General features: G+C 55.8%; 13 protein-coding genes and 1 pseudogene. 4 read left to right on the plus strand and 10 right to left on the minus strand.

All coding sequences use genetic code 11. The features are described from left to right. The first annotated feature begins 28 nt into the window (after window positions 1-28). Window positions 29-763 carry an SDR family NAD(P)-dependent oxidoreductase gene (locus JQK15_RS23150; RefSeq protein WP_214868459.1) on the plus strand — a complete coding sequence of 245 codons (735 nt, stop codon included), beginning with the start codon at window positions 29-31 and terminating at the stop codon, window positions 761-763. A 693-nt stretch (window positions 764-1,456) separates the two neighbouring features. Here the strand turns inward: JQK15_RS23150 and htpG are convergent. The 8 genes from htpG to JQK15_RS23190 form a co-directional block, all read right to left on the minus strand. After that, complete coding sequence (htpG, locus tag JQK15_RS23155; RefSeq protein ID WP_214868424.1) at window positions 1,457-3,343, minus strand: molecular chaperone HtpG; 1,887 nt, start codon at window positions 3,341-3,343, stop codon at window positions 1,457-1,459. 766 nt (window positions 3,344-4,109) lie between these two features. Then, on the minus strand, window positions 4,110-4,292 hold the full coding sequence (locus tag JQK15_RS27570; protein WP_353047263.1) for a TraR/DksA C4-type zinc finger protein: 183 nt from the start codon (window positions 4,290-4,292) through the stop codon (window positions 4,110-4,112). A gap of 380 nt (window positions 4,293-4,672) precedes the next feature. Continuing rightward, window positions 4,673-4,801, minus strand: coding sequence for an entericidin A/B family lipoprotein (locus JQK15_RS23165; protein ID WP_214868425.1), 129 nt, complete (start codon window positions 4,799-4,801; stop codon window positions 4,673-4,675). 166 nt (window positions 4,802-4,967) lie between these two features. Next, entirely contained in the window at window positions 4,968-5,516 is a 549-nt protein-coding gene (locus tag JQK15_RS23170; RefSeq protein ID WP_214868427.1) for an opacity protein, read from the minus strand. Window positions 5,517-5,819: 303 nt separating this feature from the next. Beyond that, window positions 5,820-6,620: a ThuA domain-containing protein gene (locus tag JQK15_RS23175; RefSeq protein ID WP_214868429.1), complete on the minus strand. Its 801-nt coding sequence runs from the start codon at window positions 6,618-6,620 to the stop codon at window positions 5,820-5,822. A gap of 43 nt (window positions 6,621-6,663) precedes the next feature. Continuing rightward, complete coding sequence (locus JQK15_RS23180) at window positions 6,664-8,340, minus strand: GMC oxidoreductase (RefSeq protein WP_214868431.1); 1,677 nt, start codon at window positions 8,338-8,340, stop codon at window positions 6,664-6,666. Window positions 8,341-8,405: 65 nt separating this feature from the next. After that, window positions 8,406-8,960 carry a gluconate 2-dehydrogenase subunit 3 family protein gene (locus tag JQK15_RS23185; RefSeq protein WP_214868433.1) on the minus strand — a complete coding sequence of 185 codons (555 nt, stop codon included), beginning with the start codon at window positions 8,958-8,960 and terminating at the stop codon, window positions 8,406-8,408. Window positions 8,961-9,360: 400 nt separating this feature from the next. Continuing rightward, window positions 9,361-9,639 (minus strand): hypothetical protein, encoded by a 279-nt coding sequence (locus JQK15_RS23190; protein WP_214868435.1) that lies wholly within the window; start codon window positions 9,637-9,639, stop codon window positions 9,361-9,363. Between the two features lie 208 nt (window positions 9,640-9,847). Between JQK15_RS23190 and JQK15_RS23195 the strand changes: the two are divergent. Further along, window positions 9,848-10,730 (plus strand): annotated as a pseudogene (locus tag JQK15_RS23195) (IS5 family transposase). A 275-nt stretch (window positions 10,731-11,005) separates the two neighbouring features. Further along, on the plus strand, window positions 11,006-11,359 hold the full coding sequence (locus JQK15_RS23200; RefSeq protein ID WP_214868437.1) for a PilZ domain-containing protein: 354 nt from the start codon (window positions 11,006-11,008) through the stop codon (window positions 11,357-11,359). Window positions 11,360-11,779: 420 nt separating this feature from the next. Here JQK15_RS23200 and JQK15_RS23205 read toward each other — a convergent pair whose 3' ends face one another. Both JQK15_RS23205 and JQK15_RS23210 read right to left on the minus strand, forming a co-directional pair. Then, window positions 11,780-12,145 (minus strand): hypothetical protein, encoded by a 366-nt coding sequence (locus JQK15_RS23205; RefSeq protein WP_214868439.1) that lies wholly within the window; start codon window positions 12,143-12,145, stop codon window positions 11,780-11,782. A 181-nt stretch (window positions 12,146-12,326) separates the two neighbouring features. Continuing rightward, complete coding sequence (locus tag JQK15_RS23210) at window positions 12,327-12,764, minus strand: BLUF domain-containing protein (protein ID WP_214868441.1); 438 nt, start codon at window positions 12,762-12,764, stop codon at window positions 12,327-12,329. A gap of 184 nt (window positions 12,765-12,948) precedes the next feature. Here JQK15_RS23210 and JQK15_RS23215 point away from each other — a divergent pair, with 184 nt between their 5' ends. Then, complete coding sequence (locus JQK15_RS23215) at window positions 12,949-13,119, plus strand: hypothetical protein (RefSeq protein WP_214868443.1); 171 nt, start codon at window positions 12,949-12,951, stop codon at window positions 13,117-13,119. Window positions 13,120-13,592 lie beyond the last annotated feature (473 nt).

Here is a 13,592-nt window from a genome sequence, read left to right on the forward strand (position 1 = left end):
ACGTGCAACCATAGATTTGGAGGCACTTATGAACAGATTGGAAGGCAAGACCGCGATCATAACAGGCGGCGGTACGGGCATTGGCCTGGCATCGGCTAAGCGCTTCATCGCGGAGGGCGCGTTCGTCTATATTTTCGGGCGTCGACAGGAAAAACTCGATGCTGCCTTAAGCGAACTTGGGGCAAACGCCCGCGCAGTGGCGGGTTCGGTTGCCGATCCTGCCAATCTCGACCGCTTGTTCGAGACAGTGAAGGCAGAGCGCGGATCAATAGACATCCTCTTTGCCAATGCAGGAACCGGCGCGCTGGTGCCGCTGACGGACATCACCGCCGACCATTATGCCGAAACCTTCGACGTGAATGTGAAGGGCACAATCCTCACCGTGCAGAAGGGGGTGAAGCTTATGGGTAGCGGCGGTTCGATCATTCTGACCGGGTCAACCACTGGCGTGATGGGAACACCGGCCTTCAGCATCTACAGCGCATCCAAGGCCGCCGTACGCAATCTTGCTCGCAGTTGGGCGCAGGATCTGCGTGGCACGGGAATCCGGGTGAATGTGCTTTCACCCGGACCAACGCTGACCGAACTGGCGGCCGAGGTCGTCGGCAAGGAGGCAATGATCGAGATGGGAGCGACCACACCGATCGGTCATGTCGGTGATCCGTCTGAAGTGGCAGCCGCTGCTGCCTTCCTAGCCTCATCCGACAGCAGCTTCATGACCGGAAGCGAACTGTTCACCGATGGCGGGCTGGCGCAAATCTAAGCCAACACCGTTCTTTTCCCGCCGGCTTGCTATAGGGCAAGCTGGCGAGCTGGTCCATTTGGCTGTTCATATTGCATAGCTGGCTTTGGAACCTGGAGATATAAGAGGGAACTCACGCTAAAGAGCCGATCTGCTGCATTAAGATATTTTTCTCGGCCTCGCCTCGGCAAATCCCATCTGAGGATGTCAGTCTGGTCTGCTGGTTGGTGGGATACCAAGCTGATCGAGCGCATCGGGATTGTTGCGCGACCACCTTTAAAGCAAAGAGATCAGCTTACCAGAGGAGTGTCCAGCGTGGCGCCGTCCTTTCCCTGAAAGTGCAGATGGTAGATTAGGCTGATATCTGGCAAGCTATAACCGAGCGCGAAATTTTGACTGAACCGAACTTGTCGCCTCTGGTATTTCCCTGGCCTACAAACGCCGATCTTAACCGGCCGCCAGAGGTTGTTAAAGACGTACCAAAAACCGGTGATTTAGTTTTTGAAATTTATCAGGCGCTGATGGAGCCTTTCAAGCCTTACACGGTAAGCTTCGCGCGAATCGCCATATCTTGTGACGCTGAGCATGAAGGAAAGCAGTGCGAATTCCCTGCATATGAGGATGCAAGATCCTTGGCCGCCGTGTAAAAGATCAGTTCGACAATCTGCCGGGTTGATCCGTAAAAAAGGGGAGCCCTGGGGCTCCCCATGAAAATTACCCTATGGCTTTTGCCATCAAACGCTCCAGTCTTTCGGCGAACGCACGCGGATCTGACGGTGCTTCGCCTTCAGCAATTCGGGCCTCATCTAGCAAAAGAAACGCCAAATCCCGTCGGTCTTCCTCATTATCGCCTGCCTGCCCCAGCTTCTCGATGAGAGCATGGCCAGCATTCACCTCCAGAATGGGCTTCGCTCGCTCCGGCGCACGGCCGGCGGAGGCCAGCATCTTTTCCAGTTGAAGATCCATGGCATTGTCTGCCGCAACGATGCAGACCGCGCTTCTAGTCAATCGGTCCGAGATGCGAACATCTGAGACCTGATCTGCCAGAGCCTCTTTTGCAAAAGCGATAAAGCTATTGGCGTGCTCGCTCGGCGCTGCGGCGTTGCTGTTTCCGTCGGCCAAGGGGATGAGACTCAGATCAGCAGCACCCTGCGTGACAGATTTGAAGGGTTTGCCCTCATAATCGACGCCTATCGTCGTCCAGAAACTATCGACCTGATCGGGGAGGAGCAGAACTTCGATGCCACGCGCCTTGAAGCCTTCGATCTGCGGGGACTGTACGAGCCGATCCAGGTCGTGGCCGGTTGCATAGTAGATCGCTGTCTGATTTTCTTTCAGCGCGCTGACATAGTCCTTGAGCGAACGCCATGTGCCATCGGACATCGTGCTTTTGAACCGTGCGAGGCCCAATAACGCTTCGCGGCGCTCGAAATCTTCGTAAAGGCCTTCCTTTAACACCGATCCGAAATTTTCCCAGACCGCGGCATATCGCTCAGGTTCGCTGGTTGAAAGCTTGTCCAACTCGGAGAGAATGCGGTTGCTTACGCCCTTTTGAATGGCAGAAAGGACCGGGCTGGCCTGGATCATCTCGCGCGACATGTTGAGCGGTAGGTCGGCGGAATCGACCAGGCCGCGCACGAAGCGCAGATAGCGCGGCAGGATTTCCGCCTCGTCCGTTATGAATACGCGGCGCACATAAAGTTTGATGCGCCCCTTGCGGTCCGGGTCGAACAGGTCAAATGGCTTGGTTTCGGGGATGAAGATCAGGACGGAATATTCGTGCCGGCCTTCCGCACGATAATGTAACGTGAGCGCTGGTCTGTCGAACTGCCCTGCAACACTTCGATAGAAATCGGCATAATCTTGCTCGCTTATGTCGGACTTCGCCTTGGTCCACAGTGCCATGCCGTCAGCGACCTGCTTTGGCTCATCCTCGCTGCCGACTTCCTGAAGAAATATGGGCACCGGGACATGGCCAGATTGTGCTTTGACAATCCGCTCCACGGTTAAGCGCTCGGCATAGATTTTGGCATCGTTGAGCAGGTGTAACGTGACGCGCGTACCGCGTGCAGGTGCTGCGGCAGAATCGGCCGTTGCAATGGTGTAAGTTCCCAGTCCATCGGAGGACCAAATGGCTGCATCACACTCTCCGGCACGGCGAGAAGCAACCTCCACTTTACCGGCCGCCATGAATGCGGAATAGAAGCCGACGCCGAACTGGCCAATAAGCTGCTGCCCTTCGCCATTCTTGTCCGCCGCAAGCTTGTCCATGAACGCCTTTGTGCCCGATCGCGCAATGGTGCCGAGTGTTTCACCCATATCGACGGCGGTCATGCCGATCCCGTTATCCTCGATTGCAAGTGTGCCTGCTTCCTTGTCCAGTGTGAGACTGATGCGCAATTGGGGATCGTCGCCCAACAGAGCCGGTTTGGAGATCGCCTCATAACGCAGCTTTTCGCAAGCGTCGGCTGCATTGGATATAAGTTCGCGCAGGAAAACGTCACGGTCTGAATAGACCGAATGGACCATCATGTGCAGAAGCTTGGAAACATCTGCCTCGAAGGCCCGTGTTTCGGGTACGGTAACAGTGGCCATTGTCATCGTCTTTCTGACTCGTATGCCTAAATCTGAGCGCGACAGATGGATCGAAAGCTTTTGCCGTTCAAGAGGCGGCAGCTGCCTATTTGGCTAGCGAGACGGATGGGTATCACGCAGCGATTGTCGCGTTCCGCTTTCGGCTGGGGATCGTCTTTTTAAGCTGATTGGGGCGCATAGCGAATATGACCGCATCGACACCAAGGCCGTCGATCAGTCCAAATGATCGGTAGGTCCAAGCAGAACCTCAGGAACGATGAAGACGATCGGCCGGAGGTTATTCATACTAACGTGACCCTTGAGTATAGAAGATAGCAAAATAGACAGTTTATAACTGCTTGCGCTGATCGCTGTATTTGAGCCAAGGTGGTGGCTAATTCGCAAGCTGGCGATTGACGGCTAAATGTGGATAGGGAAGGGGGCTCTCATGTTGATCTGGGAGCGTTGATCGACCTGTCATGCGCAATGGTTTTCCCGGCACGCAAGAGTGGAAAAAGACGCTTCGTCGATCGGCATAATCGACCGCGCGCTGCCAGCGCCCGCGGTCCCTGTCCGAGAATATCAACTATTGCGTTAAGGCCAGGGCCGGCGCCACGATGGGTCGCTTTTGTGCCACCGAGCGCTACGCAAGCGCTGCGATTATGTCAGTGGGAGAACTACGGAAACAGGAGGCGTCGAGCGAAGTTTCAAAAGCTTTCGTTCAGCGGAGTTGCCTATGCTTGCCGCCGCGCTGATTGAGACCCAAAAAGGACGGGCGCTTGTTCAATATAGACTAACAGGCAACACAAGTCCGCACGCCACGAAGCGCTTTCCGACGGGCCTGAGGTATCGGATCGCCGCACTCCGCGAGCCTCGGGCCGGAGAGCATTTGCGAACGCGCGCTCACCAGCGCGCCCTTCACGCTGTCTTCGATCTGTTCCTGTACACCGCAGTCAGGCGTCCATCTATTTGCCATATAACTACCTCGCGGAACAGGACCACTATGTCATAATATAGGCGCGACTGTCGTCATTTCCATCAGGTTGGCACTGCATGGACTGGTCGAGTGGTGGCGCTATTGCTGTCTTTGGCCTACTCATGACTGACTAATCGTGCGTGCGCACAAATTTACAAATCGCTCGTACTTTTATGTGATCGAAGACGATGGCTGCCATAGCTCATGTATAAATTTCACCGGTCCAACGTGAGCCGTTCGCAAGAGCTCCAGTCGCCCTAGCGGCTTGCGATCCGAAAACACCAAAATCTGATCTACGGTGCTGTTTTTCGCGGGAATGCCAAAATGGCCCGTCCATTGCTGGACGGGCCATTACTCACCCAATCGATATCCGCGCAAACTTAATTTGCAGATTTTTCTACCGCTTCACCTGCGCTCTGAACATCTCGACCAGCCCCTTCAACGGTATTGCACGCGCTCACCAGCAGCGATCCCGTCAACAACAGAGCTGCGATCACCTTTTTAGCCATAGATATTTCCTTCTCAATTTTCGAAATGGGCAAATATTATTTAAGCGCGCTATTGGCCGCGGCTGATTTCCTAGCCACTCAAGCGGCTAAAATTCGATCGTTCTTCCATATCCCGGCCTGGAAAATGCTAAGGTCCCCCACTGTTGCCTCAACAGGCCCAAGACTGTCAGAAATGGAAGACCACGCCCCCCATTGGACGTAGGCTGTCGAAATCGTAGGTTTCCATCTGCAGGCGGATGCGAACACCGCTCTTGCCGGTGACTCCCCCCAGGCCGATATCTTTGGGCCCGACTTCAACGCCCACGCCATAGATCCAGTCCTTCTGGTCGCTATATCCGCGCTTCCCATTGACCCACTGATATCCGGCAGAAGCAAAAACCATGCCGCTTTCACCGGCGCGCGCGCCTACGCGGCCGCGAACGCCATATTCCCAATCAATATCGCTAAAACCCTTGGTTGCGTTGCCTTCGGCGCCAACGAATACCGGTCCCAGAGGAATATTAACGCCGGCAATTCCGCTGATGAGGGCGCCGTTCATACGACCACCACGGGGCGATCCGAATTCGCTGTCCTTGTCAAAAGAATGGTAGCCGCCCAGAATACCAACATAAGGCTCCACTCCAAATGCATCCGTGCCGTCGGGAGCGACATCTTGGGCCGACGCGATTGCGGGGAACGCGCACAGTGCTGCTGCCGCCAGCATAAATCTTTTCATATCAATTCCTTGAAATCTTTATTGCCGCTTTCTTACGACGGCGGATCAAACGGATGTTCAGCAAGCTAGTTGCACCGTCGAAGGTAAATTTTGAAAATGTTGCCTAAACAGCACACTAGGCGGCGAGAGCGACAGTGAAAAGGGTGGCGACGCCCTCAACCCCTGGCGCGCGGATGCATCGGTTGTGGATGATGCTATAGGCAAACGCGTTAGGGTCAAAATATACGCTTTTCCCTCCCCGCCCTATTCAAGCGATGGACCTTGCAGCGGTATATGAATGCACGTCCCCTCAATATTCTCGTTTTACCGACCGAATTTTCCAGCCCAATGGATCGCGTTCGTCAGGATGCGGCGATAATTTGGATCGTCGTAGCTTTCCGGCAAATGTCCGAGCGCCGAGTAGACGACACGCCCCTTGGTGGCTGGATTGGTCCAAATCACCGGATGCGATCCCATCGTCAGCTTGGCGCCGGGGTGATAGCTCGCCTCGTCGATCCGGGCGAGTATCGTCATGCCCTGCATTTTCGGGTTCGCATCGAAGGAATACCATTCATCGACGGGCGCCCAAGGCATGGTCACGCCAGCCATGACGGGATGCCGTGGTTGGTCGACGATGACTTGCGCGGATTGAAACTGATCCGTGCCTCCGGGATGCCCGATGAATTTGGTGCCGATGATCGTCTCGGTATACCAGGGCGCCTTGTGGCTATTGTCTCCTGCGGCGTGCAGCGCCACCACGCCACCGCCGCGCGCGACGAAGCGCGCAAAGGCTGATCGCTGCGCCTCGGTCAGGAAATCACCGCTCGCACTGTTGAGAATGATGACGGAAAAATGCCGCAGTTGTTCGTCGTTGAAGATTGCCGCATTTTCGGTGGTGTAGCTGGCATGTCCGAGATTGGCGGCAATATCAGCCAGGACCATGTTGGAATGAGGTATATGCTCAATATGCCGCCAGCCATTGGTCTTGGACAGGATGAGCACCGCATGCTTCAGGTTTTTCGGAAGAGTCGGGGCGGCAGTGTCATAGGTGGGCGCAGGCAGATGAGGGTTGGGCGCCGCCTGTGCCATGGTCAATAGCGCGATGGTCGCGAACATTCTGTACATCGTCTCTCCTTTGGCGCGCTGGCCCATGACGCTGCTTATCGGGTCAGATTACCCCAGCCTGCATCTGCTTGACCGCCTGATCGGCGGCTCGGGCGGTCATCGCCATGAAAGTCAGCGATGGATTGACGCAGGACACAGAGGCCATTTGCGCCCCATCGGTGATGAACAAATTGGCGGCATCATGCGCCTGATTCCATTTGTTGAGCACCGACGTGGCGGGATCATGCCCCATTCGGGCGCCGCCCATTTCATGGATCGCCTCACCTGGCACATGCTTGCCGCGACCGCCGGTCACGTTCCTAAGCCCCGCCTTGCGCAGCATCAGCATGCCCTGTTCCAGCGCATCGTCCATCATCCTGATTTCATTGTCGCGGAAGCGGACGTCGAAGCGCAAAAGCGGCGTGCCGAAGCGATCGGTCTTGCTGTGGTTCAGCATGACGCGATTATCCTCATAGGGCAGGCATTCCCCAAAGGCGCCCATGGTAAAGCGCCACGGCCCATATTCACGCATCCCGTGCTTCATGGACAGGCCAAAGCCTTCAGGCGCGGACGCCTGACGGCCGGCGCCACCCTGGAAGCCGTAGCCGCGCTTGAAGGGCAGATCCTCCGCTTCCAGATTGCGGAAGCGCGGCACATAGACGCCGCCGGGCCGTCGGCCATATTCGACAAATTCGCTCATGCCCGGAATGTCGCCCGACACGCCGACACGGAAGATATGATCCATCACCGCGCTGCCGAGCGCACCGTTGGAATGGAAATAGCTGCGTTCGCTGCCTGCCGGACGGGAGTTGAGCAGGATGTGGAGCGAACTCATCGCCGATGCGCACAGAAAGACCATGCGGGCCTGAACGACTTCCACCTGGCCAGTATTGGCGTCGACCATCCGGACGCCGGTGACGCGCTTTCGGGTCGGGTCATATTCCAGGTTCGTGACCCAATTGTCCGAACGCAGCGTCAGCCGACCCGTGGCGCGGGCGGCGGGTAGTGTGACGGCCTGTGTCGAGAAATAGGCGCCGAAACTGCAGCCGCGGTCGCATTGTGCCCGCTTCTGACAGCGGGTGCGATTCTGCTCGGGCTTATCTTCTGTGATGTTGCTGAGGCGGGCGTTGATCAGCTTGCGTCCGGGAAATTCGTTTTCCAGCCGTTCCTTCAGCCATTTTTCGGCGACGTTCATCGGAAAGGGCGGCATGAATTCACTGTCGGGAAGATAAGGCAGATTTTCCCGAGCACCCGAAACGCCGATATAATTTTCGACATAGCTGTACCAGGGCGCGACATCGTCATAGCGGATGGGCCAGTCGGTCCCCACGCCCTCCTTCTTGTTGGCCTCGAAATCGGCCTGGCTCCAGCGGAAGCTCCAGCGCCCCCAGGTCAGCGACTTGCCACCGACCACTGACGGGCGAACCCAGTTGAACTTGTTGGGCGCGTCATAGTCGTAGGGGTTGAGCCGGTCGTTGATGAAGAAGGGCTGGGTGGCGGGCGAGACCCAGCCGTTGAGCGCAAAATAATCGCTCTTGGCAAGGGCAGCCGGCATCCTGCCACGTGCTGGAATGTCATAGGCCGACTTGCCGTCGAAGGGATAATCTTCCCCATGTTCGACCATGCGACCGCGATCGACCATAAGGACGCGCAGCCCCTTTTCCGTAAGCTCCTTTGCGGCCCAGCCGCCGCTGACGCCCGAACCAATGACGATAGCGTCGAAACGATCTGTTGCTGCCATGATTTTGCCCTTCCGATAAGCGTGTCGGAAATGAATGGATCCAGGATCGAAGGCGATTGCCCGCCCTATGAGGAGAAGATCCGCTTGACCTTGGCATAGGGGTAGGCCCCGTCATATTCGCCGGGGACGGGCAGATATTCGCGTTCCTGCGTGATGCCGATTTCGGACGTGTAATAGCCGGTGATGACAAGCTGGCGGAACGCCTCGAAAAAGGGAGTTCCACCTGGCAGTTCGCCGTTCATCGCAAGGGTCAGCAATGCGTCCTGCTGCCCGGCCGAGGCTTGTACGGCCGGCTTTTTATAATCGGCCATGCTGCGGGCATCGATCGCGACTAGGCCGTCGAAGATCGTTGCCCGTTCATCGGTGATCGCCCAGTCGCCCAGCATATGTTCGATATATTCGGGCACGCCTGCAGCAATGGCGCCGGGCGTATCGGATGTCGGCAGGATGCGTTCGCTCAGCGCCGTGACCAGCGCTCGTTGTGCGGGCGTGAATATGATCTCGGGCGCGCCGGTATTGATGACCGGGTTCGGCTGGTAGGCGATGGCCCGTGCAAGCGGGGCGAAGATGTTCGCGCCCAGCACGCCGACGATGGACGCGAGCGCCGCTCTGCGGTCCATTAATGCCCACCATCATGAAGGTGGCCGGCCGGGCGGGATCTCTCAAGGTGGGATATTGAAACTGCAGATGTAAAAAGAGGTAGCGCTACCATTTTAACGCAATTTACAGTGGCGGAAGAATATCCCTTGGTCATTTTCCTCACCTATTCATATTATCTATCCTGTAAATAAGCATGGAATGACATGTCAGTCAATGCTACCAACCGAATGGGCGCAGGAAATGGTTAGCGCTATCAGAAAACACATTTTTTGCAGCGCACGGAGCTATTTTATGCAATAAAAAGCCCTGCCATCGCTGGCAGGGCTTGCCTGGCTAGCGATTGTTCGCCCGCCAGAAATCCATATTCAAACCCGATAAGTGCTGGTCGCCTCGGGCCTCAAGGTAGCACTCACGCGAGTTTTATTTTTCTCCGTTATCTTTCACGCCGACCGTGGGAACCTCGATCTCTTCTTTCTTCGTGCCTACCACAACTTCTTTCGAATCCACGTCGACCTTTGGAAGTGCGCCCCCCTTCACGCTAACTTCAGGCATATCGCCTTCCTTGACGTCTGCAGACCAGAAACCGGTAGCGAACAGCACCGCTACGATCGCCAAAGCAACTAAAGCTACTATAGCGATCGTACGGCCTGGACCCTTGCGTTCGACTACCACTCGATCTTCATATCTATGGTCAACCATCCCGTCCTCCTATGTGCTAGTAGCATTGGGAACGAGGCGAGAAATAATCTGTTCCGTTTTGAAAATCATTCTCAACCAAGGATGCCCATTTTTTTGAGACTGAGATGGCAGGCAATGATATTGGGAAGGCGAACCCATAACGTCGGATTGGCAATTGAGCCGAGTGGTAACAGCAGTTTAGTCTGATGGCGTGGCCTGTCGCTAATTCATGGGTTTTGCCAAAAGCTACCGTGGTTTCCACGATGAGACCTATACCACTCGCGCCGTTCATGCGGACAGCGGGCCGGCTTTGCCAAGGGATGTCACCGATGCCAGGTGAGCGGTTATGGAATCACTGCTGCCACCAGGTTCGGCCGGTCGGCGACCTTTCAAATGGCCGCCGCAGAGCATTGTCGGAGCGATCCTTTACCTGCTGCGCGGCGGCTTGCCTTGGCGGATGCCGCTACCTTGCTTCCAGCCGTTTAGACCGTGCGCCTCTGGCTCAACCTATGGCGCGACAATGGACTGTAGCTGACGATCAAACAAACCCCGCTGATGGTCATACGCGAGGCGCAAAGCTAAGAGCCTTCATCCAGCGCTGGCGTGATCAACGGCCAGAGCGTAAAAACCTGGCAAAGTGGCGGGCCTTGCGGCTATGACGCGGTCACGAAGGCCAAGGGGCGCAGGCGTCACATCCTTACCGATACCGAGGGGCATTTCGTCCATGCCAAAATCCACACGGCCGACATAAAATATCATAACGGCGCGCCGCTGGTGCTGGCTGAAATCATCCGGCGCTTCCCTTCGCTGCGCCATGCCTTCACCGATGGCGGCTACGCCCGAGCCGAACTCAAGCACGCTCCGCACCGCCTTGGCAAATGGACCATCGAGATCGTGAAGAGGTCCGACAGAGCAAATGGACCCGAGATGTTGCCCCTGGGGCGTCGGGCGAACGCTGGCATAGCTGGACCCAAAGCCGGCGGCTTGCCAGGAAGTTTGAACAGATCATCAAATCGAGAGCCGCATGGTCCTTCATCGCCTCGATCCAGCTCCTCGCCGCCACGACGCAAGATCACCAAATCATGACAGATAATTTTGGATGGGACACCTAAAGCTTGTAGCTTCTGGAACGGCGCTTTGCTTTTGTTTCGGCCAATGTTCGATCACAAATGTGATCGATGCCCTATTGAATTGGCGATCCTTCATTTCATGTGCGATTTCGAGCTGCATGTTGGCATGGCTGCCATTGCTCGAGCTGAAGCGCTTCGGCTTGGGACATGAAGCATTTGTCTGGCCGCCGCCGCCTCGAGGCAAGTGGGGGCGCCATATTTAAGGGAACTTTCGATCCAGCTGTCGGTCTCCACCTTGAGAATGACAGGACGATGTGATGCTGAACGCCTTTGCCTACCCTCCTGAACGTCGCCGCAGCCCACGCCAGCCTTCTGTCGTTCGATGTGTGGTCAATTGGTCTGGCCTATACGAATTTGCGACCATCAAGAACATGTCGATTTACGGAGCCCAGCTTGAGGGGTTCGAGTTTCCTCCGGCCGGGACATCTGTAACGATCGTCGTAGGCAGTGTGGAAATTTGCGCCTCGATCATCTGGGTGAACGGCGAGAAGTGCGGCGTGCTGCTGGAGCATGATGTCGATCCCGTAGACTTCATTCGGAAGCATTCGATTCGACCCTTAGGCCACCAAGCGCCGGCTCCCGGTGCAATCGTTCAGGTGAATGCAGTCTGAGCGCGCGGCGCGACATTTCTTACGGCTGAAGGGCGATTAGTCGTTCACGGTCTTAGTTACGAACGAATTTCTTCAACTGGACAGGTGCCCGCGAGGAAGAGTAGCTGCCCGGCGGCCGATAACCCTCCTTCAGTAAAGCAGCGTTGCGGCTGCGCCTTGGCGATCCCTCTGCGTTATCGACTGTTCCACCTTGTCGGCCTCTTTGCGCGAACGGCGAGTGGCCGCCACTTTAACTGTCTGCACATTGGAATGGTCAGTATTATTTGCGCTGTCTTGATGTAGTTGAGCTTGATCTAGGAAAAAAACGCGGGTCGAATTCGGTGCAACTCCTGAGTGGCTCATTTCAATAATCCTCGCTTGGCTTCATTCCGGGATGGAGCGCCGCAGGCTCCGGCCAGGCGATACGCCCAGCAAGGTCAGTCACTTTTGTTCCCTGACAGCCATTGCTTGCTCCTCTAGCCTTTCGGCTTTGCTTTTCGCTGCCTCCCTCAGCCCTTTTGCCTGCTGTTCAAGCCTGTCGGCTTGAGCATCCGCTTGGGCTTCGATAGCACGCCCCTGATCTTCAAGCGCATCAGCCTGCGAATCGCGTGCCCTGGCGTTCGCGCGATCGACCCTGTCTGCCGCCCGCCCAGCGCGCTCAGCAGGGCCATTACCGTCATATGGGATGCCCGTAGCGTTTGCCGCCGCTTCGTCTCTGGCCGCACCGGCTTTCTCTTTAGGCCCATCACATGCAGTGACCATGCACAGTAAAGAAGCGGTTATCATTATCGATGTTGTCATTTTCATGCGGCAACAACCTTCGGTAGCGCAGGTCGTTCCAGAGACACGATCAATAGCTTCGAAAGGCACTGTGCATGCTTACATGCCATGATGGGGAATTGAGCGAGACGAAATGGCTAGCGATCATACTCGACTGTAGCGATGAGCGTGAACGCGTTCATCGTTCCCCATTGGCAATAATGAAGCCCTATTTTTCAGGGGCTTTCGTGCGACATGTTCGGACATGCGTTTTTGCAAAGCCCGTAAAATATGCGCGTAATGTCGGATCCGAGATAGGGGCAACCATCGCGCTGACCTGATCCTCGAGCGAACCGCCAGTAGATTCCGGCGCAATTCCCAACTGTTCAAATCCCATATCCCACGTTCCGAAGGATCTGGACTCGACCTGCTTATCATGCAGCTTAACGAGCGCAAAATGCCGAGGATCGCGCATTATGCGCTCGTATGTCGCGAAGACTGCTTCGTCGGCACCTTCGAGAACTTGAAGGAAGCGCCGGCCTCCGACAATCAGCAGCCCCGTAATCCCAGCGCGGGAATTTGCTTCCCGCGATTTGAGCAAAAGTTCGTCGAGTTCGGTCGCCGGCAAAATTGCCCGGGCCGTGCTGATGTAGAGAAGGCGTTTCATTGTGGCTCCAATTTTGGCTTGGTTCTAGGTAAAAGGACCAAAGAGAAGATTAACGGGTCGTTTAACCTATGTTTGTTTCGGCGGAATTTCTCGCTTTGTGGGTGCCAATACGGTTTTCATCAATGGATTATGCCGATCGCTGCGCTGGTTATGTCACGATAAAAGCGAGATGGAGGCTGGATAGATGGAAAAGCAGTTATCGGTTTTTTTCACCATATGGGGCATGAGCCTTTTGAGCGGATGCGACGCTTCCACTGCCCAGAAGAACGAACTTGGCGACGTGACAGCAAATGTCAGCAAGGGCGGCCTGAACAATGCGCTGCCGATGGGTGCGGATGCCTCATCTAATCAATAGGCAGAAGCTGGCAACGGTTGAGCAATCAATGTTCCTCGTTCCCAAACCCGACAATGTCGGCTCGAAGTCGATGGTGAAGTGCAAATGAATAAGAAGTGCGAGGTCTTCCCGATGGGCGACGGTGGGTATACTTTGAACGCTTGGAGTTCGGGCAAGCCGGAGAATTCTCTTTTTGCCGTCGTCATAGTTCGGTCTGAGGGAAAAGGAGAAGCGAGCTGGAACGCTGACCCGGACGATAGCAAAGCTATGGACACGCTGGGAGCCGTGACTTTCGAAGAAGGCTGCTGGGTCAATAAGCGGACGAAAATCTGCGCAAGGTGACCCCCAAATTTCAGCGTTAGGTGCTGCAATGATCAGAGCACGCGGAGAGTGGGGGCTGCAGAAAAGCGCGGCATGATGCTCTACACGTCTGTTTTTTTTAAATGCGGAAAGCAGACGCCGCGCGTCGTCGTTAGCAGTTTCCCACCATATCT

The sequence above is a fragment of the Sphingobium sp. BHU LFT2 genome (genome assembly GCF_018604485.1).
Classification (GTDB): domain Bacteria; phylum Pseudomonadota; class Alphaproteobacteria; order Sphingomonadales; family Sphingomonadaceae; genus Sphingobium; species Sphingobium yanoikuyae_A.